The sequence below is a fragment of the Roseivivax jejudonensis genome (assembly GCF_900172265.1).
Lineage (GTDB): Bacteria > Pseudomonadota > Alphaproteobacteria > Rhodobacterales > Rhodobacteraceae > Roseivivax > Roseivivax jejudonensis.
In genome coordinates this window covers 96,105-114,553 of record NZ_FWFK01000007.1, presented here as the reverse complement: position 1 = coordinate 114,553, position 18,449 = coordinate 96,105, and the positions used below count along the sequence as shown (strand labels likewise).

The window sequence follows — 18,449 nt, the reverse complement described above, 5'->3', positions numbered from 1 at the left end:
GCGGCATGCATGGGCGCGTGACCTGCGCCCAAACAAAGACCGGCGCGCCCTCGGGGGGCCGCCGGTCTGAACCGAAGGGTGGCGCAGGGACCACCCCGATCCGGTGCGTCGCTTACTTCGCGGCGGCTGCCGTCTTGCGCGCGGTGTTGGTCGCGGTCTTGGCGGCCGTTTCCGACTGTGCCTTGCCGGCATCCATCAGCGCCTCGACGGTCGCCATTTGAGCGGCCTTCACGATCTCGGCGAAGGCAGTCATGCGCTCGACGGTGCCTTCCATCTGCTTCGTCGTCAGGTCGGCGAAGCTCTGGGCGTAGGCGGCCGGCTCGGATTTCGCCTTCGACATCTCGGCGACGCGGGACAGCGTGTCGCGGGTCCACTCGGCCGAAAGCTCGGTGCTGCGGCCGGCGGCGTCGACGGCGATCGTGGTGAGCTTCTCGTTCAGGTCGGCACCACGCTTGAAGCCGGTCTCGAACGCTTCGCCCTTCACCGGGAATGCATCCATTGCGTTGCGGATCATGGCGTCGAAGTTCTGCGTCTGGTCGTTCATCTCTGTATCCTCCAAAGGTCGGTTCGGTCTGTCTGTCGGCGCGAAGACCGCGTCCTGCGCCCTTCGTCGATTACACTGGGTATATGGAGAACGGGCGCCGCGCTTTCAAGAGTTTTTGCTGCACTGCAGCATTTTTTATTTCGTTTTAAAGCAGGTATTTAGCGAATTATCGAGTGACGCGGGCGCGCATTATGCTGCAGCCGCAAAATGCCGCCGCGTTTTCGGGAGACATAAAAAAAGGCGGGCTCGTCGAGCCCGCCAGAGGGTCGCGCCGCGATTGGGAGGAGAGCGGCGCGGATCTCGGTGCGAAGACTTACTTCGCGGCCGCGGTCGACGCCTTCTTGGCGGTCGCGGTCATGTCTGCGGTCGCCTTCTTCATGGCGGCCGATGCGTCTTCGGTCATGTCCTTGCCGGCTGCCATCATCAGCTCGACGGTGTCCATCTGGACCTTCTTCGCGATCTCGGCGAAGGCGGCCATGTGCTCGGCGGTCATCTCGGCCTGGGCCGACGCGAAGTCGGTCATGGCCTTCGCGTAGTCGGCGGGCTCCGACTTGGCCTTGGACATCTCGCTGAGCTTGGTCAGCGTGTCCTTCGTCCACTTCGAGGAGATCTCGGTCGACTTTTCGGCCGCTTCGAGCGCCACGCCCGACAGCTTTTCGTTCAGGGTTGCGGTGGTCTTGAACGCGTCTTCCATCGCGGCGGTATCCACCGGGAAGGCACCCATCATGTCTTTCATCATGGTCGTGAAATCTTGCGTCTTAGCAGCCATAGGTCTCGCCTTTCAGTTGCAACGGGTGACAGGCCATCCCGTCACGCCCCCTCTTGACGCTTGGGAATATGCCTGCTGCGCCGCAGCATTTCAAGGGGAATTGCTGCGGCGCAGCAAAAATCTGCCGCCGCAGGTTCGCGTCAGTGCTCGGCCTGGCGCGCCTTGACCTTGACGTAGCTTCCGGGCGCCGGTTCGAGCGGCGGATAATCCTTGCTCCCAGGGCTGCGCGGTTCGACCCACTTGCCGGCTCGCTTGGCGATCCAGCTTTCCCAGACTGGCCACCACGACCCTTCGTGATAGGTCGCGCCCTCCATCCATTCGTCCGCGGTGCCGGTCAGGTCGTCGTTGATGTAGTGACCGTACTTCTTCTTGGAGGGCGGGTTCACGATGCCGGCGATGTGGCCCGACTCCGATAGGATGAATGTCCGGTTACGCGACCCCGTCTGCGACATGCCCCGGTAACAGTCGCGCCATGCCGCGATGTGATCGGTTTCGCAGGCAACCGCGCAGATCGGCAGATCGACATCCTTGATATGCGTGGTCTGCCCGAGGATCTCGAGCCCGTCGGCACAGAACGCGTTGTCCTGACACAGCCGGCGCAGATACTGGATCACCATCGCCGCCGGCAGGTTCGCGCCGTCGCCGTTCCAGTAGAGCAGGTCGAACGCGGGCGGCGTCTCTCCCATCATGTAGGACTTGATCGCCGGGCCGTAGACGAGGTCGTTCGAGCGCAGGAACGAAAACGTGCGCGCCATGATGAACGACCGCAGGACGCCTGACCGTTCTGCCTCCGCCTCGATACCGTCGACGAAATCGTCCTGCAGGAACGGCGTGAACTCGCCCTGGTCTGCGAAATCCGTCAGCGTCGTGAAGAAGGTCGCGGACTTGATCGACTTGTCGCCACGCTGCTTGAGCAGCGACAGGGTGAGAGACAGCGTCGTTCCGGCGATGCAGTAGCCGATCGCGTTGATCCGGTCCTGCGCGGTGACCGACTTCACGATGTCGATCGCCTTCAGGAATCCCTCCTCGACATACGTGTCCAGTGACACGTCGCGATAGGTCTCGTCCGGGTTGACCCAGCTGACCACGAAGAGCGTGTAGCCCTGGTCGACGACCCACCGGATGAAGCTGTTCTTTTCCTTCAGGTCGAGAATGTAGAACTTGTTGATCCACGGGGGAAACAGGACGATCGGTGTCTCTTTCACCTTGTCCGTCGTGGGCGCGTACTGGATGACCTCCATCATGCGGTTGCGAAAGATCACCTCCCCGTCCGCGGTCGCGATGTTCTTGCCGATCTCGAACGCGCTCTCGTCGGCAAGCCGGACGACAAGCTCGCCGTCGTTGGCCTCGAGATCGGCGATCAGGTTCTCCATCCCCTTCACGAGGCTTTCGCCCTCGGTCTCGATCGCGCGCTCCAGCGCGTCGGGGTTGGTCGACAGGAAGTTCGTCGGCGCCATCATGTCGACGATCTGACGCGCGAAGTATTTCAGCCGCCGCTTTTCCTTCGGATCGAGATCCTCGATGTCGGCGACCGCGTTCTCCAGCGCCTCACTGTTGATGAGGTACTGCTGCTTGATGAAGTTGAAATACGGGTGGCTGTCCCACAGCGGGTTCTGGAAGCGCCGGTCCTGCGGGCCGGGATCGTCGGGCGCCTTGAGCCGGCCGGAGGCCAGGGCTTGCTGCGCCTCCAGGTAGTGCGTGACCGATTTGCCCCAGTACTCGATCTGGTGCTCCATGACACGCGCGGGATTTGTCATCCACGCCTGCCAATAGCCCGCGACCGCCTTGGCATAGAGGTCCTGGCTCGGGCCAGCGAGCGCCGGATTCATCGCCTTTTTCTGGGTCATTGCGGCGATCAGACGCTGGGAGAGTTCCTCGACCTTAGCGAGATTTTCATTGAGCCGCGTGACGTTGAGCTCCGACGCGGCCTTGGTCTCAGTTGCCATTGCTGACGATCCCCCCTAGATTCTCCGCAGTGCAGCATTCCCCGCCACGCACCTGCGGCTGTTTGGCGGTGTTCGATCCGGACGAGTATCCGGCGAAAGGAGACGCAGATCATGCGCTACATGGCGACCTACGACATGATGGAGACGATTCGGAACACGAATCAATGGCTTGGCGCGACTGCGCGGACGCTCGCCTCCTACCCGCACATGGCCATGCTGCCGAACCCCGCCATTCGCTGGATGGCGGCGTGGGGCGAAGTCACCGAACGCAGTTTCGAGCGGATGGTGGCCAAGCCCGACTGGGGCATCGACACGATGACCTGCGACGACGGCAAGGATCACCTCGTTCAGGTGCGCACCGTCGTGGAGCGGCCGTTCGGCGATCTGCTCCACTTCGAGGTCGCCGGCCGCGAGACCCAGCCGCGCAAGATCCTCCTCGTGGCGCCGATGTCGGGCCATTACGCGACGCTCCTCCGCTCGACCGTCAAGTCGCTCATCACCAATTGCGAAGTCTACGTCACCGACTGGCACAATGCGAGGGACATTCCCGTCAGCGCCGGCAAGTTCGACGTGGAGGACTACACCCTCTACCTCGTGGATTTCATGCGCCATCTGGGGCCGGACACGCACGTGATCGCGGTGTGTCAGCCGGCACCGTTGACCCTCGCCGCGACCGCCTACCTCGCCGAGGCCGACCCGGACGCGCAGCCGCGCTCGCTTACGCTGATCGGGGGGCCGATCGACCCGGACGGCAACCCGACCGACGTGACCGACTTCGGCCACCGGGTGACGATGGGCCAGCTCGAAGAGACGATGTGCCAGCGCGTCGGCTTCAAGTATGCCGGCGTCGGGCGCCGGGTCTATCCCGGGCTCCTGCAGCTCAGCTCGTTCATGTCGATGAACCTCGATCGGCACAGCAGCGCCTTCTCGGAACAGATCATGCGCGTCGCGCGCGGCGAGGCGTCCGACCACGACCCACACAACAAGTTCTACGACGAGTATCTTGCGGTGATGGACATGCCGGCAGAGTTCTATCTCTCGACCGTCGAGCGCATCTTCAAGCGGCGCGAGATCGCCAAGAACGAGTTCACCGTCGAAGGAAAACCGGTGGATATCGGCAAGATCACCACCGTCGCAGTGAAGACGGTCGAGGGCGCCAACGACGATATCTCTGCTCCGGGACAGTGCGTCGCGGCGCTCGATCTTCTGACGGGACTGCCGCCCGAGAAGAAGGCCAGCCACGTGGAACCGGGCGCGGGCCATTACGGGATTTTTGCGGGGCGCAGCTGGCGCAACAATATCCGCCCCCTCGTGCTCGGGTTCATCGATCAGAACTCCGATGCCCCGACGAAGGGGCAAGGGCTGACCGTCGTCAACTGACGCGCCAAGTCGCCTGACGTGCGGCTGGGCGCAGAAGTGCGGCGAGCCGACGGGCCCGCCGCGTCTCGAAGTGCACCTCAGAACCGGGCGCGCGCTTTCTTGAACGCGTCTTCAACGCTGTCCCAGGCACGGTCGAGGCCCTGGCGCACGTCATGCCACGCCTCACCCGAGCTGTGCTTCAGCTCGTCGAGGCGCTGGCGCATGTCCTGCTTCTTCACCTCGAGATCGCGCGCCTCGCGCTCGTACTCGATTTCCTTTTCCGCACGGGCGCCCTCGGCCTTGGCGCGCAGGCGGTCGATTTCGGCCTGCCACTCGGCCATCTTGGCCTCGATGCGGCGCTGGTAGGCCGATTTCTCTTCGCCGGTCTCGTTTTCTGCCATGTCGTCCTCCGATGCTGCGCGGCGTCGTTGGTCACTTGGCGGCGGCATAGACCATGTCGATCATGGCCTGCGTGCCCCGCGAGAATTCCAGCGGGCACGGGTACGCCGTGCCCTCGGTGATGCTCGAATTGAACGCCTCGACTTGCCGCACGTAGTGGTTGTCGGCAGGGAAACGTTCGATCGTCACCCTCTGTTCCGCATCCTGAAGCACCACCTGCGCCATGTCGTAGACCTGCGGATTGAATGGCGCGGTCAGCCGGACGATGCCGTCCGTGCCGTGGAACACCATCTCCTGGTAAGGTGCCATGCGGGTCGAGGTATAGCCGCTGAAGAGGAAGGACGGGAACCGGGCGGTCACGTGCGCGCGCGTGTCGACGCCGTTGTCCCACGCGATATCGGCCGACAGGATCTCCTGCGGCTCCTCCCCCGTGACGAAGCGCGTCGAGCCGTAGATGTAGACTCCGATGTCCGGGATCGAGCCGCCGCCGGTTTCCGCACGGTTTCGGATGTTCGCCATGTCGTCGTTGTGAAAGCTGAACATGGCCGTGACGGATCTGATCTCTCCGATCGCGCCGGTCTGCACGAGCGTGCGCGCGCGCTGCCACTGCGGATGATGGACGATCATGTAAGCCTCGGCTGCCAAGAGGCCCGACCGGTCGCGCGCCGCGATCACCTTGTCGAAGGCCCCGGCCTCCGTCGCGAGGGGCTTCTCGCATAGCACATGCTTGCCCGCGTCGAGCGCGCGCAGGGTCCATTCGACATGCATCGAATTGGGCAGCGGAATATAGACCACGTCGATGTCCGGATCCGACAGAAGCGCGTCGTACGTGTCGTGGACCCTGAGGCCCGGCGCGAAGGCGGCGAACGGTGTCGCCTTTCCGGGATTCGAGGTCGCCAGCGCATCGAGACGCGCGCCGCGCGCGGCATGAATTGCGGGGCCCATCTGGTCGCGCGCGAAATTGGCGGCTCCGAGAATGCCCCAGCGGACGATGTCGCTCATGTCACTGCCTTTCGATCCGAACGCTCCGATCCCCTTCATCGCGAGCTTGCGGCCAAAACGCAAAACCGCCGCGCGAGGGTCCTCGCGCGGCGGCATGATCTCGGACGGCTCTGGCGTGCCATGGCGATGCGAGCGGATCAGGCGCTTGCCAGCATGCCCTGCTCCTTGGCGAGGTCCGTCATCCGCTTCTGCAGCTTCTCGAAGGCGCGCACCTCGATCTGGCGGATACGCTCCCGACTGACGTCGTATTCGCCCGAAAGATCTTCGAGCGTCATCGGCTGGTCCGACAGCCGACGCTTGGTCAGGATATCGCGCTCACGGTCGTTGAGAACGTCCATCGCCTCGGTCAGCAGGGCGCGGCGCGCCTCGAGCTCGTCCTTGGCCTCGTAATCCTGCGCCTGGTTCGCGTCCTCGTCCTCGAGCCAGTCCTGCCACTGCATCGAGCCTTCGCCCTCCTGCCCGACCTGAGCATTGAGCGACGCGTCGGAGCCCGACAGCCGGCGGTTCATCGAGATGACCTCATCTTCGGTGACCCCGAGGTCGGTGGCGATTTTCTCCACGTGTTCGGGGCGCAGGTCACCGTCTTCGAGAGCCCCGATCCGGCTCTTAGCCTTTCGCAGGTTGAAGAACAGCTTCTTCTGCGCCGACGTGGTGCCGAGTTTCACGAGGCTCCACGACCGCAGGATATATTCCTGGATCGAGGCGCGGATCCACCACATCGCGTAGGTGGCGAGGCGGAAGCCCTTTTCGGGGTCGAACCGCTTCACGGCCTGCATGAGACCGACATTGGCCTCCGAGATCACCTCGGCCTGGGGCAGGCCATAGCCGCGATACCCCATCGCGATCTTGGCGGCGAGGCGCAGGTGCGAGGTGACGAGCTTGTGCGCCGCCGCCGTGTCCTGATCCTCTACCCACCGCTTGGCGAGCATGTATTCCTCTTCCGGCTCGAGAAGCGGAAACTTGCGGATCTCCTGCAAGTAACGGCTCAGCCCGGCCTCGGGGGACGGCGCGGGAAGGTTGCCGTAGTTGCTCATGACCATCCCTCCTTATGTAAACGGGCTTAACATGCCCCATTCGCAAATGGGTGCGGGCCCGAGGGGTTTCAAGCGAACGTCGTCTGATTTCCTTTACGTGGATATAACGCAAATCCGTCGCGCACGATCCAAGTTTCCGTGCGCTCAAGCACCCGTGCTGTGTGTTTCAGGCCCATCTGTTCGCAGAAGCGTGATCAGATCGGCCATATCCCGCGGAAGATCCGCGTCGAAGCGCAACGTCTTGCCGTTCGCGGGGTGCACGAACCCAAGGCTCGCCGCGTGCAGGGCTTGGCGCGGGAAAGCCGCCACTGCCTCGGCCGCGTCGGGCTCGAGCGCGGTGGCCTTCGCGCGCCGCCGCCCGCCATAGACGGGATCTCCCACCAACGCGTGCCCGGCATGCGCCATGTGGACGCGGATCTGGTGCGTGCGGCCCGTCTCCAGCCGGCACTCCAGAAGCGCCAACGACGGCGGCGTGCCAAAGGACTCGAGCACCCGGGCCCGCGTGATCGCGTGGCGCCCGGCGCCGAAGACCACCGCCTGCCGCTGCCGGTCGGTGCGATGCCGGGCGATGCCGGTCGTCACCTTGATGACGCCACCCGGCTCGACCGACACGCCGCGCGTATTGACGAGCCGAGGATCGCCCGGATCCGGCACCCCGAGAGACAGCGCGAGGTAGCGCCGCTCGACGGTGTGCGCGGCGAATTGCTCCGCCAGTCCGTGATGCGCGCGGTCGGATTTCGCCACGACGAGAAGCCCGCTCGTGTCCTTGTCGATCCGATGCACGATGCCCGGCCGGCGCTCTCCACCGACACCAGAAAGACGGTCGCCGAAATGCGCGAGCAGCGCGTTGACCAGCGTGCCGCCGGGGCTGCCCGGCGCGGGATGCACGACCATGCCGGCGGGCTTCATCACCACGCACAGGTCCTCGTCCTCGTAGCGGATGTCGAGGGGGATCGCCTCGGCCACGGTCTCTACCGGGGCGGCCTCCGGCACGTCGATCTCGATCACGTCGCCTTCGCGCACGGCCGCCTTGCCGTCGCGCAGCGGCGCGCCGTCGCGGCGAACGGCGCCGTCGGCGATCAGACGGGCCAGCCGCGTCCGCGACAGCGCCGCCGCCTCTGGCACGTCGCGGGCGAGCGCCTTATCAAGGCGCGGGGGCGGCGCCGCCCCGATCACGACGCGAAGGATGCGCTCCGTCATGAGTGATGCTCCCGATCCGGCTCCGGGCGCGGAGATCCGATGGCTCAAGATCCTCGTCAGCGTGCTGACGATCGTGATGATCGGCGGGGTTCTAGCGGTGACGTCCCTGCTTGTCATCCGGCTGCGCGCGCCGACCGTGCCCCTGCCCTCCGAGATCGCCCTGCCCGACGGGGCGCGGGCCACCGCGCTGACGCAGGGAGAGACGTGGTACGCCGTCGTCACGGACGCGGACGAGATCCTCATCTTCGACCGGCTGACCGGAGAGATGCTCCAGCGGATCGAGGTCATGACCTCTCCGTGATCGCGGCAGTCCGCACTTGAAGCGTTCGTGCAGCGCGTCATCGTCGAGGCATGACCTCGCGCAAGGCGGCGCTGCCGTCACTCCTGGTGTCGATGCTCGTGTGTGCCGCCGCCCCCGCGGCGGCCGAGCTGCGCCATCGCCAGACGCTCGACGGCATCCGCGGCGTCAGCCTCGCCTACGACGCGCAATTATGCGGCACGTGGGTCGCGACCGAGGGACCGACCCTGTCGCTCTATTCCCCGGGCGGGCGCGAGATCCTGAGCATCGATAGCGGGTTTTCATCGGTGCGCAGTCTGACGGTCGAGGAGGACGGTTTGCTGCTCGCCGATGGATGGGGCCGCTTCCGCCGAATCGACAGGACCGGCCGGCCGCGGGACGAGACTTTCAGCCTGTCCGACCGCATCCGCGACACCGAGGGGCTGCACCGCGATGCTGACGGCTCCTTCCTCGTGGTGGAGGACGATCCGTCGCGGCTCCTGCGGCTCTCACCGGACGGTGCGGTGCTGATGGAGCTTTGGGGTGACGGGTTCGATCCGCCGATGGTGGAGCCTCAGGGCGTAGAGCGCGATCCCTATTCCGGCAACATCCTCGTCGTGGACGACAACGAGGGGCGCAACGCGCTCTTCGAGCTGTCGCCCGACGGCGCGGTGCTGAGCGTGACACCCTTGTCCGAATGGGGCCGCGACGCGGAGGGCGTGGCGCTCCAGCCCGAAACCGGCACGCTGTTCATCGGGTTCGACGGCGGCGTGCGGCTTTCGATCTTCGACTGGCGGCCGTCAGGCATGTCGATCGACACGCCGCTCGATCACGGCCCGGCCTGCGCCTATTCCTGATCCTGTCGGGAGTATGGTACCGCCTCCCCGGCTCGAACGGGGGACCTCTAGATCCACAATCTAGCGCTCTAACCTACTGAGCTAAGGCGGCACTGATCGGGGCAAATAGCGCCTCGGGCGGAGCGATGCAACCCCGCGAACGGGGCGTTCCGGCGGCCCGGATTTCCGCTCAGAGCGCGATCTCCCAGTGCTGTTCGACGAGCGCCTGTCCGAAGTTCGTGACCGGTCGCGTGCTCCGGCAGACAAAGCCGGTGCGCGCGTAGAGCGCACAGGCCGCGCGATGGCTTTCATGGGTCGCAAGCGTCATGCGCGCGTATCCCCGCGCCCGGGCCCACGCCATGCAGGTGGCGAGCATGTCGCGGCCGAGCCCCTGCCCGCGCGCCTCCGGCAAGAGCAGGAAGAGCCGGAGTTTCGCGGCGCTGCCGCCGGCATCGACGCAGAAGATGCTGCCGACCCGCGCATCGTCGTTCCACGCGATCCACCCGCGCTCTCGGGCCGGGTCGTGATCCGACAGGAACGCCTCCACGATCGTCGCCACCAGCGCGCCGAAACTGTCGTCGAAGCCCGCCTCGCGCGCGTAGAGAACGCGGTGCGCGTCGATCAGCCAGTCCGCATCCGCGGCGGTGAAGGGACGAAGGGCGTGCGCCATGCACAGCAGAAGGGCATGGCGCGGCTTGATTCTCAATGCACGCGCGCGTACCTCCGGCCAACCCCGGGCATGGACCTCCGCCCGGGCGGACGAGCGGCACGGAGAGCGCGGACCATGAGCATCAACGACGAGCGCGACATCGAGGCGAACCTCCAGATCGGCCCGACCGACGTCGGGATGGTCCGGCTCTACATCACTGCCGACGGGCAGGAGATCCCGATGGATTTCTCGCCCGACGAGGCGCGCGAGATCGCGGAGGAGATCGTCGCTGCCGCCGACGCCGCGGCCCGCGTCAAACCGAAGTCCAGGCGCTGACCGCGTCGGGATCGCGCGCGGCCTGAAGCCGCCGCGCGGCATGAAAGGCGAAGCGGCGGACCAGCGCGTTGCGCCGCGCGGACGCCAGCTTGTGCTCCGGCGCCATGCGCAGGATCTCCGCATCGTAGGAATCGGCGATGATGAGCCCGGTGCCCTCGGGCAGCAAATCGGTCGGAAACTCCTGATCCACTGCCCAGAAGTAGCGGTCGCACCAGTCGAGGTAGCCTTCCCACTTGCCGTCCGACATGAAGTCGGCCCGGCTCGACTTGCACTCGACGACCCAGATCTCGCCCTTCTGCCCGAGCGCCATGACGTCCACGCGCTTGCCGCGCTCCGGCACGAATTCCTCGACCACGGCAAAGCCGAGCGCGCCCGACAGGTGTCGCGCGACGCCGCGCGCCAGCAGTTGGCCGGGCATAAGGAGCGGGTCTGGATCCAGAGACATGCGCCAATTAAAGAACAATGTATGAACACGCGCAAGGCCTCACGTTTTCGCCGGTCCCTTCCCGCGAGCCCCCGCGCATCCTAAGTTTGTGCGAACGCCACGATATGCGGGGGTGGAATGGACGACGGCAAGCTGAGCCGCGCGGAGGCGCGCGGCGTCCGCTACGCGCGAGAGCTCGAAGGTCACGTAAGCTGGCTCGACACGTTTTCGGGCACCGCGCTCGGCGTTCTGGCCGTGGCGTCCGGGATCTACACCTATCTCGGTGTCTCTTCCCTTCTCGAGGACAACGGCGCGATGTCGGTGTTCGCCGCAATCGCGTATTCCACGGCGGTCTCGGTCGGCATCTTCGTCTTCTGGTCCTACCTGCTTCGGCTCTTTCCGGCGGTGCGCTCGTCCGGCGCGCGCGCCGGGCTCTTTGCGGCGATGGGCGTCGGATCGCTCGCCATCGTCGCGATGTCGTCGTGGCTGAACGCGGCGGCGCTCGCGGGTTCCGCGGCGGTGGAGCAGCACCTCGCCACCACGGTGCAGGACTATCAGGCGAGCCTCGAGCGCGCGCACGAGGTCGCGCTTTCTGGACAGGCGCTGGAACGCGACGTAGCGCGGGTGCGCCAGAGCTTTCAGGATCTCTCCGAGCAGGAGGCTGCCGGGTCGCTGTCGGGACTGGCCGGGCGCGGCGCCGTGTTCCGGGTGCTGACCCAGAAGTCCGAGGAACTGGCCGCGCTCGAAGAGCAGATCGCGAGCCAGACGCCGCTGGTCGAACAGGCCTTCTCCGAAGGCAACGCGATCCTCAGCCGGATGCGCGCGCTGACCGTGGAGCAGGGGCCGATCGAGCCGCGGTCGGTCGAATTCTCTGAGGCAGCGGTGCAATTGCAGGGCCTGATCACGCGACTGCGCCAGCTTTCGGTTGCGAGCCTTGTCGAACGCGCGGCGCAGGACCTCTCGGCGTCGGTCGTGCTGCCCGAACTTGACGGCAGTACCGCGGAGAGCCGTGGCAACCAGCAGGCCACGATCACCTCGGTTCTCGACGTTCTGGCCGCGCGCGCGCAGACCTTGGAGCGTGCCGCGCAGGCCGTGCAGGACATGGCCCCTGCCGACGAGGTGACATACACGCCGGTGTCCTCGGCCGACGCCGTGATCCTCTACGCGCGCAATTTCGTGCCGTCCTGGGCCGGCGCGATCGCGATCGACCTTTTGCCGGCGGTCCTGGTCTTCATTCTCGCCATCACGCAGGCCGCGATCCGCTCGGGCCGTGAGGGCGCGGGCGTGGAGGATACGCTGACCCTCGCCGAGTTGCGCGCCGCGCTTCTCGCCGTGCGCGACGTCGAAGGCGCGGTGAGCGCGCTCGACCGGCCCGAAGCGGCGGCGTCGCAAGACCCCCGGACCGGCGACGATACCGACACCGCGCCGGCGGGGACGGACGAACGCCCGGTGTCCGCGGTCAAGCCGTTCACTGGCTCGCGGACATGAGCACCGCACCCGCCGTCGGCCGCACGCTGAAGGCGGTGCTGGCCGTGCAGATCGGCCTCGGACTTCTGCTGGTCCTCGGCGATATCGGGGCGCGCCCCGGCGGGTTCAGCCTGCCCGGGTTCGGGCCCGACGCGCCGAGCCTGACCGAGCCCGTGCGTCCCGGCGATCAGCGCCGCGTCTACGACCCGAGCCGGCCCACGCCGTCCACGCGGCCCGCGCGCACCCCCGGCGATCTGCCGGAGCGGCTGACGCTGACGCGGATCGATGGCGCGCGCTATCGTCTCGAGGGCGGAATCCAGCCCGGCGACGCGGATCGCGTCGCGACGCGCCTGACCGAGGTGTCGCCGGCACCCGACACGCTCGTGCTGCAATCGCCCGGCGGGTCGGTGACGGATGCGCTGCGCCTCGGTCGCACGCTGCGCGAGCGCGGGATCGGCACGGAGGTTCTCGCGGGCGAGGTGTGCTTTTCCGCCTGTCCCTACCTGCTGGTCGGCGGCACGACCCGGACGGTCGAAGCGGACGGCGCGGTCGGCGTGCACCAGCACTACTTCGGCGAAAGCACCATCCTACCGGCCCGTTTCGCGGTCGAGGACATCCAGCGCGGGCAGGCGGAGGTGATGACCTACCTGTCGGACATGGGCATCGACCCGATGATGATGACCCATGCGCTCGCGACCCCGCCGGACGAGATCTACGTCCTGCTTCCGGAAGAGCTCGAACGCTACGGGATCGTCGACGCCGAGAGCTGAGCGCACGTCAGCGCCGGGTGCCGATCGTGATCAGGTAGTCGCGCTTCACGTGCAGCCCCGCCTCGGTCACGTACCGGTCGTGGAACGCGTCGATGTCCGACCATAACACCGCGCGCCGCGCCGGATCGAGCGAGGCCGCCATCGCCCGTACCGGCCCGAAGCCGCGCGCGTACCAGTCGCGGATCGCCGCGACGGTTTCGTGATAGGCATGGCTGGTGCCTTGCTCGAAGGTCAGCTCGAACGCGTCCCCGAGAAGCCCGTCGACATGATCGGGATCGCCCCAGAGCATCGGCGACGGTTCCGGCGGTGCGGCGTCGCCGTGTCGGCCGATCACGCCAAAGAACTCCTCGACGCTGCCGCCGGGCGCCCACGTGGCCAGCACGAGCCGCCCGCCGGGCCGGCAGACGCGGGTCAGCTCGGCCGCGGCCTGGCGGTGATCCGGCGCGAACATGACCCCGAACGTCGATATGACGCCATCGAAGGTGGCTGTTTCGAACGGAAGCGCCTGCGCATCGGCGACTGCGAAGGTGATCTCCTTGATGTGCGACGAAAGCGCACGCGCCGCGTCGAGCATCCCGGGCGAGAAATCGACCGCATCCACGTGCGCGCCGAAGCGGGCGACATTGCGGGCGGTCCATCCGGTGCCGGTGGCGACATCCAGAACCCGGGCCCCGGGCGGTGGCGCCAGCCGCTGCGCGGCGTGGGCCAGCGCGTCGCCGATGGCGAAGCTGACGAGATCGTAGTGCGCGCCGCCGAGACCCCACATCTCGGCCGCGGGCGGCGGTGCCGTCGTCGTCTCTGTCATGGGCTTGTCCTCCGCGTCGCCCGCCGGAGTCCCAGTCTCGCGAAACGGTCCGCGTGTGGGACCGACAAGACACGTTTAGCACGAATCACGAGACCTGCGCATTAGGCAAAGCTGCATCCGGCGATCCGGCGCGCGGAGGCCACTTGTCAGCGGACAGATGTGCGCTTAGCTCTGGTGACAGGCGGGCACTGCCCTTCCCGTGAAACGGTTGCATTCCGGTGGCCTTAAGCAATTCCGAGGGAGCTGGCTCTGTCCGGGCCGTGGTCCGGTTACCTGGCGCCCACCTGTATATACAGGTCCTCGGGAATGAGATAACCTCACGGTTGCGGTGGTCCCGCCGCCTTAATCCCTGAAACTCTCCCGCTCGCGTATCCGTGACTTGGCGTGTCTCCAGTCACTCGCGGCGTGCTCTCAACGGCCGTCGCCTCGTCCCGGCGGGCCGCGCCCGATATCGGCCGGGCCGGAAAGGGTCCGACCATGAAGGACAGCGCGCCTCATCCCAAAGCGGCCGTGAACGCCGCGGAATACGTCCTGCGCCTGCTCGACCCCGAGCAAGAGCGCGCCGTCGAGCGGCGGATGCAGACCGATGCGCGGCTGCGGCGCGAGGTCGTGCTTTGGGCGATCTGGCTGGGTGGCCTCGCGCATGACATGCCCCCCTCAAGCGCGCAGCCGGCCGCGCGGCGCGCGCTGTGCCGCCGGCTTTTCGACGACCGCTGAGCGATGGGCGCGACCGCGCGCCTCTGGTCATCCCGCCACCCGTGCCTTATCTGGCGCGGGCAGACGGACGAGGACGCGCGATGACCCATTTCGAGAGCCCGGGCCCGGTAGAGAGCGAATGGCGCGACGCCATCTCGGGGGTGGACGACATTCTCGAGGATGCGCGCAACGGGCGCATGGTCATCCTGGTCGACCACGAGGACCGCGAGAACGAGGGCGACCTCGTGATCCCCGCCCAGTGGGCGACGCCGGATGTCATCAACTTCATGGCCACCCACGGGCGCGGCCTGATCTGCCTGGCGATGACCTCCGACCGGATCGACGAGCTCGGCCTGTCGCTCATGTCGTCGAACAATTCCTCGCGCCACGAAACCGCCTTCACGGTGTCGATCGAGGCACGCGAGGGCGTCACCACCGGAATTTCCGCCGCGGACCGCGCGCGAACGATCCAAGTGGCGATCGACAGCTCCAAGGGTGCGGCGGACATCGCGACGCCCGGCCACGTGTTTCCCCTGCGCGCCAAGGACGGCGGCGTTCTGGTGCGCGCGGGCCATACCGAGGCCGCGGTCGATATCGCGCGGCTCGCCGGGCTCAACGCCGCCGGCGTGATCTGCGAGATCATGAACGAGGACGGCACGATGGCGCGCCTGCCGGAGCTCATCGCCTTCGCGCAGCGCCACGGCATCAAGATCGGCACGATCTCCGACCTCATCGGCTACCGGCGGCGGAACGACAATCTCGTGCGCGTCCAGAAGGAGGAGCAGATCACCTCCGAGTTCGGCGGCACGTGGCAGATGCGGATCTACGCGGACACGACCCACGGCGACGAGCACATCGTGCTGACCAAGGGCGATCTGGCGACCGCCGATCCGGTGTTGGTCCGGATGCACGCGATGGACCCGATGCTGGACGTCGTGGGCACCGGCCCCGAGGGCCGCGCCGACGAGTTCCGCGATGCCATGCGCGCCGTCGAGGCCGAGGGCCGTGGCGTCGTCGTGCTGCTGCGCGACACCGCGATGAAGCTGGACGTGCCCGACAGCGTAAGCCCAAAGACGCTGCGCCAATACGGGCTCGGCGCGCAGATCCTGTCATCTCTGGGCCTCTCCAAACTCGTCCTGTTGACCAATTCGCCGACACCGAAGGTCGTGGGCCTCGAGGCCTACGGTCTCGAAATCGTCGGCACGCGCAAGATATCGGAGCTCGGCTGATGGCCTCGCAAGAAGACCACTACACCCTGCCGCGGCCGACCTTCGACGAGGGTCCGAAGATCCTGATCGTGGTCGCGCCCTATTACCGGCAAATCGCGGACAACCTGATCGCCGGCGCGCGCGCCGAGATCGAGGCGGCAGGCGGCTGGCACGACACCGCCGAGGTGCCCGGCGCCCTCGAGATCCCGACAGCCATCGGCATCGCCGGGCGCATGTCGGACTATGACGGATACGTTGCGCTCGGCTGCGTCATCCGGGGCGAGACGACACACTATGAAACGGTCTGCAACGACAGTTCGCGCGGGCTCACACTGCTCGGGCTGCAGGGCCTCGCGGTCGGCAACGGCATCCTGACGGTCGAGACGATGGCCCAGGCCGAAGTGCGCGCCGATCCGGACGGCCAGAACAAGGGCGGGGGCGCGGCCGCGGCGGCCTTGCATCTGATCGCCCTTTCGCGCAAGTGGGGCGCTTCGCGCAAGGGTGTCGGATTCGTCCGGCCCAACGACGACGACAGCTGACGCGGCGCCCCTGCATCACCCAGGCGCGCCCGAGGATCCCGAAGTGATGACCGCCGACACCGCACCAGACGACAGCCCGAAAACCCCGGACGCCCGCGAGCTTAAAAAGCTGCGCCGGTCGGCCGCGCGGCTCCACGCCGTGCAGGCGCTCTTCCAGATGGAACATTCCGCGCTGTCTTCGGACCAGGTGCGCGAAGAGTTCCTCGCCCACCGGTTCGGGCTGGAGCTGGAGGAAGGCGAGGAGATGATCGATGGCGACATCGATCATTTCCGCATGGTGATCGACGAGGCGGTGAACTGGCAGGCCAGGGTCGACCAGATGACCGACCGCGCGCTCGTGGCGAAGTGGCCGATCGACCGGATCGATCCGACGCTGCGTGCGCTCTTCCGCGCCGCCGGCGCCGAATTCGTGGCGACAAAGACGCCGCCGCGCGTCGTCATCGTGGAATACGTCGAGATCGCCAAGGCGTTCTATCCCGAAGGACGCGAGCCGCGCTTCGTCAACGCCGTTCTCGACCACATGGCCCGCGAGGCGCGACCCGACGCGTTCTGAGCGCGGCGCCACCCCGCGCGAGGTCTAGTCCCTTGGTCCGGCCCCGCGGCGCGACGCGGCATAGAGTGCGACCGCCGCGGCGTTCGACACGTTGAGCGACCCGAAGCCCCCGGCGAAGTCGATCCGCACCAGCGCATCGCAGGTGGCCTTGGTCTTCGGCCGAAGTCCGGGCCCTTCCGCCCCGAGGACTAGGCCGAGCGGCCGGTCCTTCGCGGCGACGAGCTCGGTTTCGAGAGAGGCTTCCGCCTCCCCGTCGAGGCCCAGAAGCACGACCCCCATCTCGCGCAGCCGCGTCATCGTGTCCGACAGGTTGCGCTCGCGCAGGTAGGGCTGACGCTCCAGCGCGCCGCTCGCGGTCTTGGCCAGCGCCCCTGTCTCCGGCGCCGAATGATGACGTGTGCCGATCACCGCGCCGGCACCGAACACCTCTGCCGACCGCAGGATCGCGCCGACGTTGTGCGGATCGCTCACCCGATCGAGCAGCACCACGACCGGCGGGGCGCCGTCGCCGCCCAGCACGACGTCATCGAGCCGCCCCCAGTCGAGCGGCCGCACCTCGAGCGCGGCGCCCTGATGCACCGATCCCGGATCGAGCGGCGCGGCAAAGCGCCGGGGATCGCTTTCTTCCGGCGTCACGCCCGCCGCCGCGATCGCGTCCGAGAGCTTCGCACCCGCGTTCGGCGTGACGACGAGGCGCAGCTTCTCCCGCCGCGGGTTCATCAACGCGTCGCGCACCGCGTGCAGCCCGAAGAGCCACACCGTCTCCGACGCCTTCGACCGCGCCGCCTGTTCCTTGCGGATCACCCAATCCGGCTTCTTCATATTCGCCTCCGCGCGGCCTGATCCCGTGCTGTCGCACCGGTCGCGCGACGAGACAAGAGCGCCTGGGAATTTCCTGTTGACGCTTTCGGGGGCCGCTTGTATCCCCCGCGCTACGTCGGCGGAGGGCTGTTGTCCGCGCCGTCTCGGGCGACGAGCTGCAAGGTGCGGCAGCGGACTGTAAATCCGCCGGGGAGACCCATGCCAGGTTCGATTCCTGGGTCGCCCACCACTCTCCCCTCTCCTGCGACATGGCGATGCACCCGGCCCCTGGTGGCCCGCCCCGCGTCGCGTCACCCTTGACATGACGCGCCGATCCTCGACCCTCGGGGGACAGGATCGAGGCCCCAGATGATCGAATTCACCGTCAACGGAACGTCCCAGCGGATCGAGGCCCCGGCCGAGATGCCCCTGCTCTGGGTGCTGCGCGACAGGCTCGGGCTGACCGGCACGAAGTACGGCTGCGGCGTGGGCCAGTGCGGCGCCTGCACCGTCCATGTGAACGGCATGGCGGTCCGGTCGTGCCTGCGCCCCGTGGGTCAGCTCTCGGGCGCCGATATCACCACGATCGAGGGCCTCGGCGACGCTGGGGCGCCCCATCCCGTCCAGGCCGCATGGATCGACCGACAGGTCGCGCAATGCGGCTACTGCCAGTCGGGCCAGATCATGCAGGCGGTGGCCCTGCTGTCCGTCCGGCCGGATCCTGACGACGCGGAGATCGACGCCGCGATGACCGGCAATCTCTGCCGCTGCGGGACCTATCCGCGCATCCGCGCCGCGGTCCGCGACGCCGCGCAGCGCCTGCAGGAGGCCTGAC

At 67.1% G+C, this 18,449-nt stretch carries 22 protein-coding genes, 2 tRNA genes and 1 other RNA gene; 13 read left to right on the top strand and 12 right to left on the bottom strand.

What is annotated here, in order from left to right; all coding sequences use genetic code 11:
• Positions 1-112 precede the first annotated feature (112 nt).
• The 3 genes from ROJ8625_RS17330 to phaC form a co-directional block, all read right to left on the bottom strand.
• The gene (locus ROJ8625_RS17330; protein WP_085793177.1) at positions 113-544 is read right to left on the bottom strand and encodes a hypothetical protein; all 432 of its coding nucleotides are present in this window, start codon (positions 542-544) and stop codon (positions 113-115) included.
• Between the two features lie 313 nt (positions 545-857).
• On the bottom strand, positions 858-1,313 hold the full coding sequence (locus tag ROJ8625_RS17325) for a phasin family protein (RefSeq protein WP_085793176.1): 456 nt from the start codon (positions 1,311-1,313) through the stop codon (positions 858-860).
• Positions 1,314-1,453: 140 nt separating this feature from the next.
• On the bottom strand, positions 1,454-3,259 hold the full coding sequence (gene phaC / locus ROJ8625_RS17320; RefSeq protein WP_085793175.1) for a class I poly(R)-hydroxyalkanoic acid synthase: 1,806 nt from the start codon (positions 3,257-3,259) through the stop codon (positions 1,454-1,456).
• Between the two features lie 111 nt (positions 3,260-3,370).
• Here phaC and phaZ point away from each other — a divergent pair, with 111 nt between their 5' ends.
• Positions 3,371-4,639, top strand: a complete 1,269-nt coding sequence (phaZ, locus tag ROJ8625_RS17315; protein WP_085793174.1) for a polyhydroxyalkanoate depolymerase — start codon at positions 3,371-3,373, stop codon at positions 4,637-4,639.
• A 77-nt stretch (positions 4,640-4,716) separates the two neighbouring features.
• Here phaZ and ROJ8625_RS17310 read toward each other — a convergent pair whose 3' ends face one another.
• From ROJ8625_RS17310 to ROJ8625_RS17295, 4 genes are all read right to left on the bottom strand, one after another.
• Positions 4,717-5,019 (bottom strand): sll1863 family stress response protein, encoded by a 303-nt coding sequence (locus ROJ8625_RS17310; RefSeq protein WP_085793173.1) that lies wholly within the window; start codon positions 5,017-5,019, stop codon positions 4,717-4,719.
• 31 nt (positions 5,020-5,050) lie between these two features.
• Positions 5,051-6,019, bottom strand: coding sequence for a Gfo/Idh/MocA family protein (locus tag ROJ8625_RS17305; RefSeq protein ID WP_085793335.1), 969 nt, complete (start codon positions 6,017-6,019; stop codon positions 5,051-5,053).
• Between the two features lie 137 nt (positions 6,020-6,156).
• Positions 6,157-7,053 carry an RNA polymerase sigma factor RpoH gene (gene rpoH / locus ROJ8625_RS17300; protein WP_085793334.1) on the bottom strand — a complete coding sequence of 299 codons (897 nt, stop codon included), beginning with the start codon at positions 7,051-7,053 and terminating at the stop codon, positions 6,157-6,159.
• Between the two features lie 144 nt (positions 7,054-7,197).
• Positions 7,198-8,253, bottom strand: a complete 1,056-nt coding sequence (locus tag ROJ8625_RS17295) for an RluA family pseudouridine synthase (RefSeq protein ID WP_085793172.1) — start codon at positions 8,251-8,253, stop codon at positions 7,198-7,200.
• Between ROJ8625_RS17295 and ROJ8625_RS17290 the strand changes: the two genes are divergently transcribed.
• Positions 8,252-8,554: a DUF6476 family protein gene (locus ROJ8625_RS17290; RefSeq protein ID WP_085793171.1), complete on the top strand. Its 303-nt coding sequence runs from the start codon at positions 8,252-8,254 to the stop codon at positions 8,552-8,554. The genes ROJ8625_RS17295 and ROJ8625_RS17290 overlap by 2 nt on opposite strands.
• 50 nt (positions 8,555-8,604) lie before the next feature.
• Positions 8,605-9,387, top strand: coding sequence for an NHL repeat-containing protein (locus tag ROJ8625_RS17285; RefSeq protein ID WP_085793170.1), 783 nt, complete (start codon positions 8,605-8,607; stop codon positions 9,385-9,387).
• A gap of 14 nt (positions 9,388-9,401) precedes the next feature.
• On the opposite strand, the gene ROJ8625_RS17280 is transcribed toward ROJ8625_RS17285, so the two are convergent.
• Together ROJ8625_RS17280 and ROJ8625_RS17275 are read right to left on the bottom strand one after the other, a co-directional pair.
• Positions 9,402-9,478: transfer RNA gene (locus tag ROJ8625_RS17280), tRNA-His, on the bottom strand.
• Between the two features lie 78 nt (positions 9,479-9,556).
• Complete coding sequence (locus ROJ8625_RS17275; protein WP_085793333.1) at positions 9,557-10,036, bottom strand: GNAT family N-acetyltransferase; 480 nt, start codon at positions 10,034-10,036, stop codon at positions 9,557-9,559.
• A gap of 114 nt (positions 10,037-10,150) precedes the next feature.
• On the opposite strand from ROJ8625_RS17275, the gene ROJ8625_RS17270 reads away from it, so the two are divergent.
• Positions 10,151-10,351 (top strand): DUF6324 family protein, encoded by a 201-nt coding sequence (locus ROJ8625_RS17270; protein ID WP_085793169.1) that lies wholly within the window; start codon positions 10,151-10,153, stop codon positions 10,349-10,351.
• Here ROJ8625_RS17270 and ROJ8625_RS17265 read toward each other — a convergent pair.
• A complete protein-coding gene (locus ROJ8625_RS17265; protein ID WP_234984307.1) occupies positions 10,329-10,769 on the bottom strand; it encodes an MmcB family DNA repair protein in 441 nt (146 codons plus the stop codon). The two genes, ROJ8625_RS17270 and ROJ8625_RS17265, sit on opposite strands and share 23 nt — an antisense overlap.
• A 144-nt stretch (positions 10,770-10,913) precedes the next feature.
• Between ROJ8625_RS17265 and ROJ8625_RS17260 the strand changes: the two genes are divergently transcribed.
• Both ROJ8625_RS17260 and ROJ8625_RS17255 read left to right on the top strand, forming a co-directional pair.
• Positions 10,914-12,263, top strand: coding sequence for an AAA family ATPase (locus ROJ8625_RS17260; protein ID WP_234984306.1), 1,350 nt, complete (start codon positions 10,914-10,916; stop codon positions 12,261-12,263).
• The gene (locus tag ROJ8625_RS17255) at positions 12,260-13,012 is read left to right on the top strand and encodes a COG3904 family protein (protein ID WP_085793168.1); all 753 of its coding nucleotides are present in this window, start codon (positions 12,260-12,262) and stop codon (positions 13,010-13,012) included. The genes ROJ8625_RS17260 and ROJ8625_RS17255 overlap by 4 nt, the downstream gene beginning before the upstream one ends.
• Positions 13,013-13,019: 7 nt before the next feature.
• On the opposite strand, the gene ROJ8625_RS17250 is transcribed toward ROJ8625_RS17255, so the two are convergent.
• A complete protein-coding gene (locus tag ROJ8625_RS17250) occupies positions 13,020-13,817 on the bottom strand; it encodes a class I SAM-dependent methyltransferase (protein ID WP_085793167.1) in 798 nt (265 codons plus the stop codon).
• A gap of 182 nt (positions 13,818-13,999) precedes the next feature.
• On the opposite strand from ROJ8625_RS17250, the gene ssrS reads away from it, so the two are divergent.
• The 5 genes from ssrS to nusB all read left to right on the top strand — a co-directional run bounded on the left by ssrS (position 14,000) and on the right by nusB (position 16,813).
• A non-coding RNA gene (gene ssrS / locus ROJ8625_RS21590) (6S RNA) lies at positions 14,000-14,156 on the top strand.
• Positions 14,157-14,294: 138 nt separating this feature from the next.
• Positions 14,295-14,534: a hypothetical protein gene (locus ROJ8625_RS17245; protein ID WP_085793166.1), complete on the top strand. Its 240-nt coding sequence runs from the start codon at positions 14,295-14,297 to the stop codon at positions 14,532-14,534.
• Between the two features lie 80 nt (positions 14,535-14,614).
• Complete coding sequence (gene ribB / locus ROJ8625_RS17240; RefSeq protein WP_085793165.1) at positions 14,615-15,742, top strand: 3,4-dihydroxy-2-butanone-4-phosphate synthase; 1,128 nt, start codon at positions 14,615-14,617, stop codon at positions 15,740-15,742.
• A complete protein-coding gene (locus ROJ8625_RS17235; protein WP_085793164.1) occupies positions 15,742-16,260 on the top strand; it encodes a 6,7-dimethyl-8-ribityllumazine synthase in 519 nt (172 codons plus the stop codon). The genes ribB and ROJ8625_RS17235 overlap by 1 nt, the downstream gene beginning before the upstream one ends.
• Positions 16,261-16,306: 46 nt before the next feature.
• Positions 16,307-16,813, top strand: a complete 507-nt coding sequence (nusB, locus tag ROJ8625_RS17230; RefSeq protein WP_085793163.1) for a transcription antitermination factor NusB — start codon at positions 16,307-16,309, stop codon at positions 16,811-16,813.
• Positions 16,814-16,837: 24 nt separating this feature from the next.
• On the opposite strand, the gene rlmB is transcribed toward nusB, so the two are convergent.
• Positions 16,838-17,635, bottom strand: coding sequence for a 23S rRNA (guanosine(2251)-2'-O)-methyltransferase RlmB (rlmB, locus tag ROJ8625_RS17225; RefSeq protein WP_085793162.1), 798 nt, complete (start codon positions 17,633-17,635; stop codon positions 16,838-16,840).
• A gap of 145 nt (positions 17,636-17,780) precedes the next feature.
• On the opposite strand from rlmB, the gene ROJ8625_RS17220 reads away from it, so the two are divergent.
• Positions 17,781-17,864 (top strand) — tRNA-Tyr (locus ROJ8625_RS17220).
• 122 nt (positions 17,865-17,986) lie between these two features.
• Positions 17,987-18,448 carry a (2Fe-2S)-binding protein gene (locus tag ROJ8625_RS17215; RefSeq protein ID WP_085793331.1) on the top strand — a complete coding sequence of 154 codons (462 nt, stop codon included), beginning with the start codon at positions 17,987-17,989 and terminating at the stop codon, positions 18,446-18,448.
• Position 18,449 lies beyond the last annotated feature (1 nt).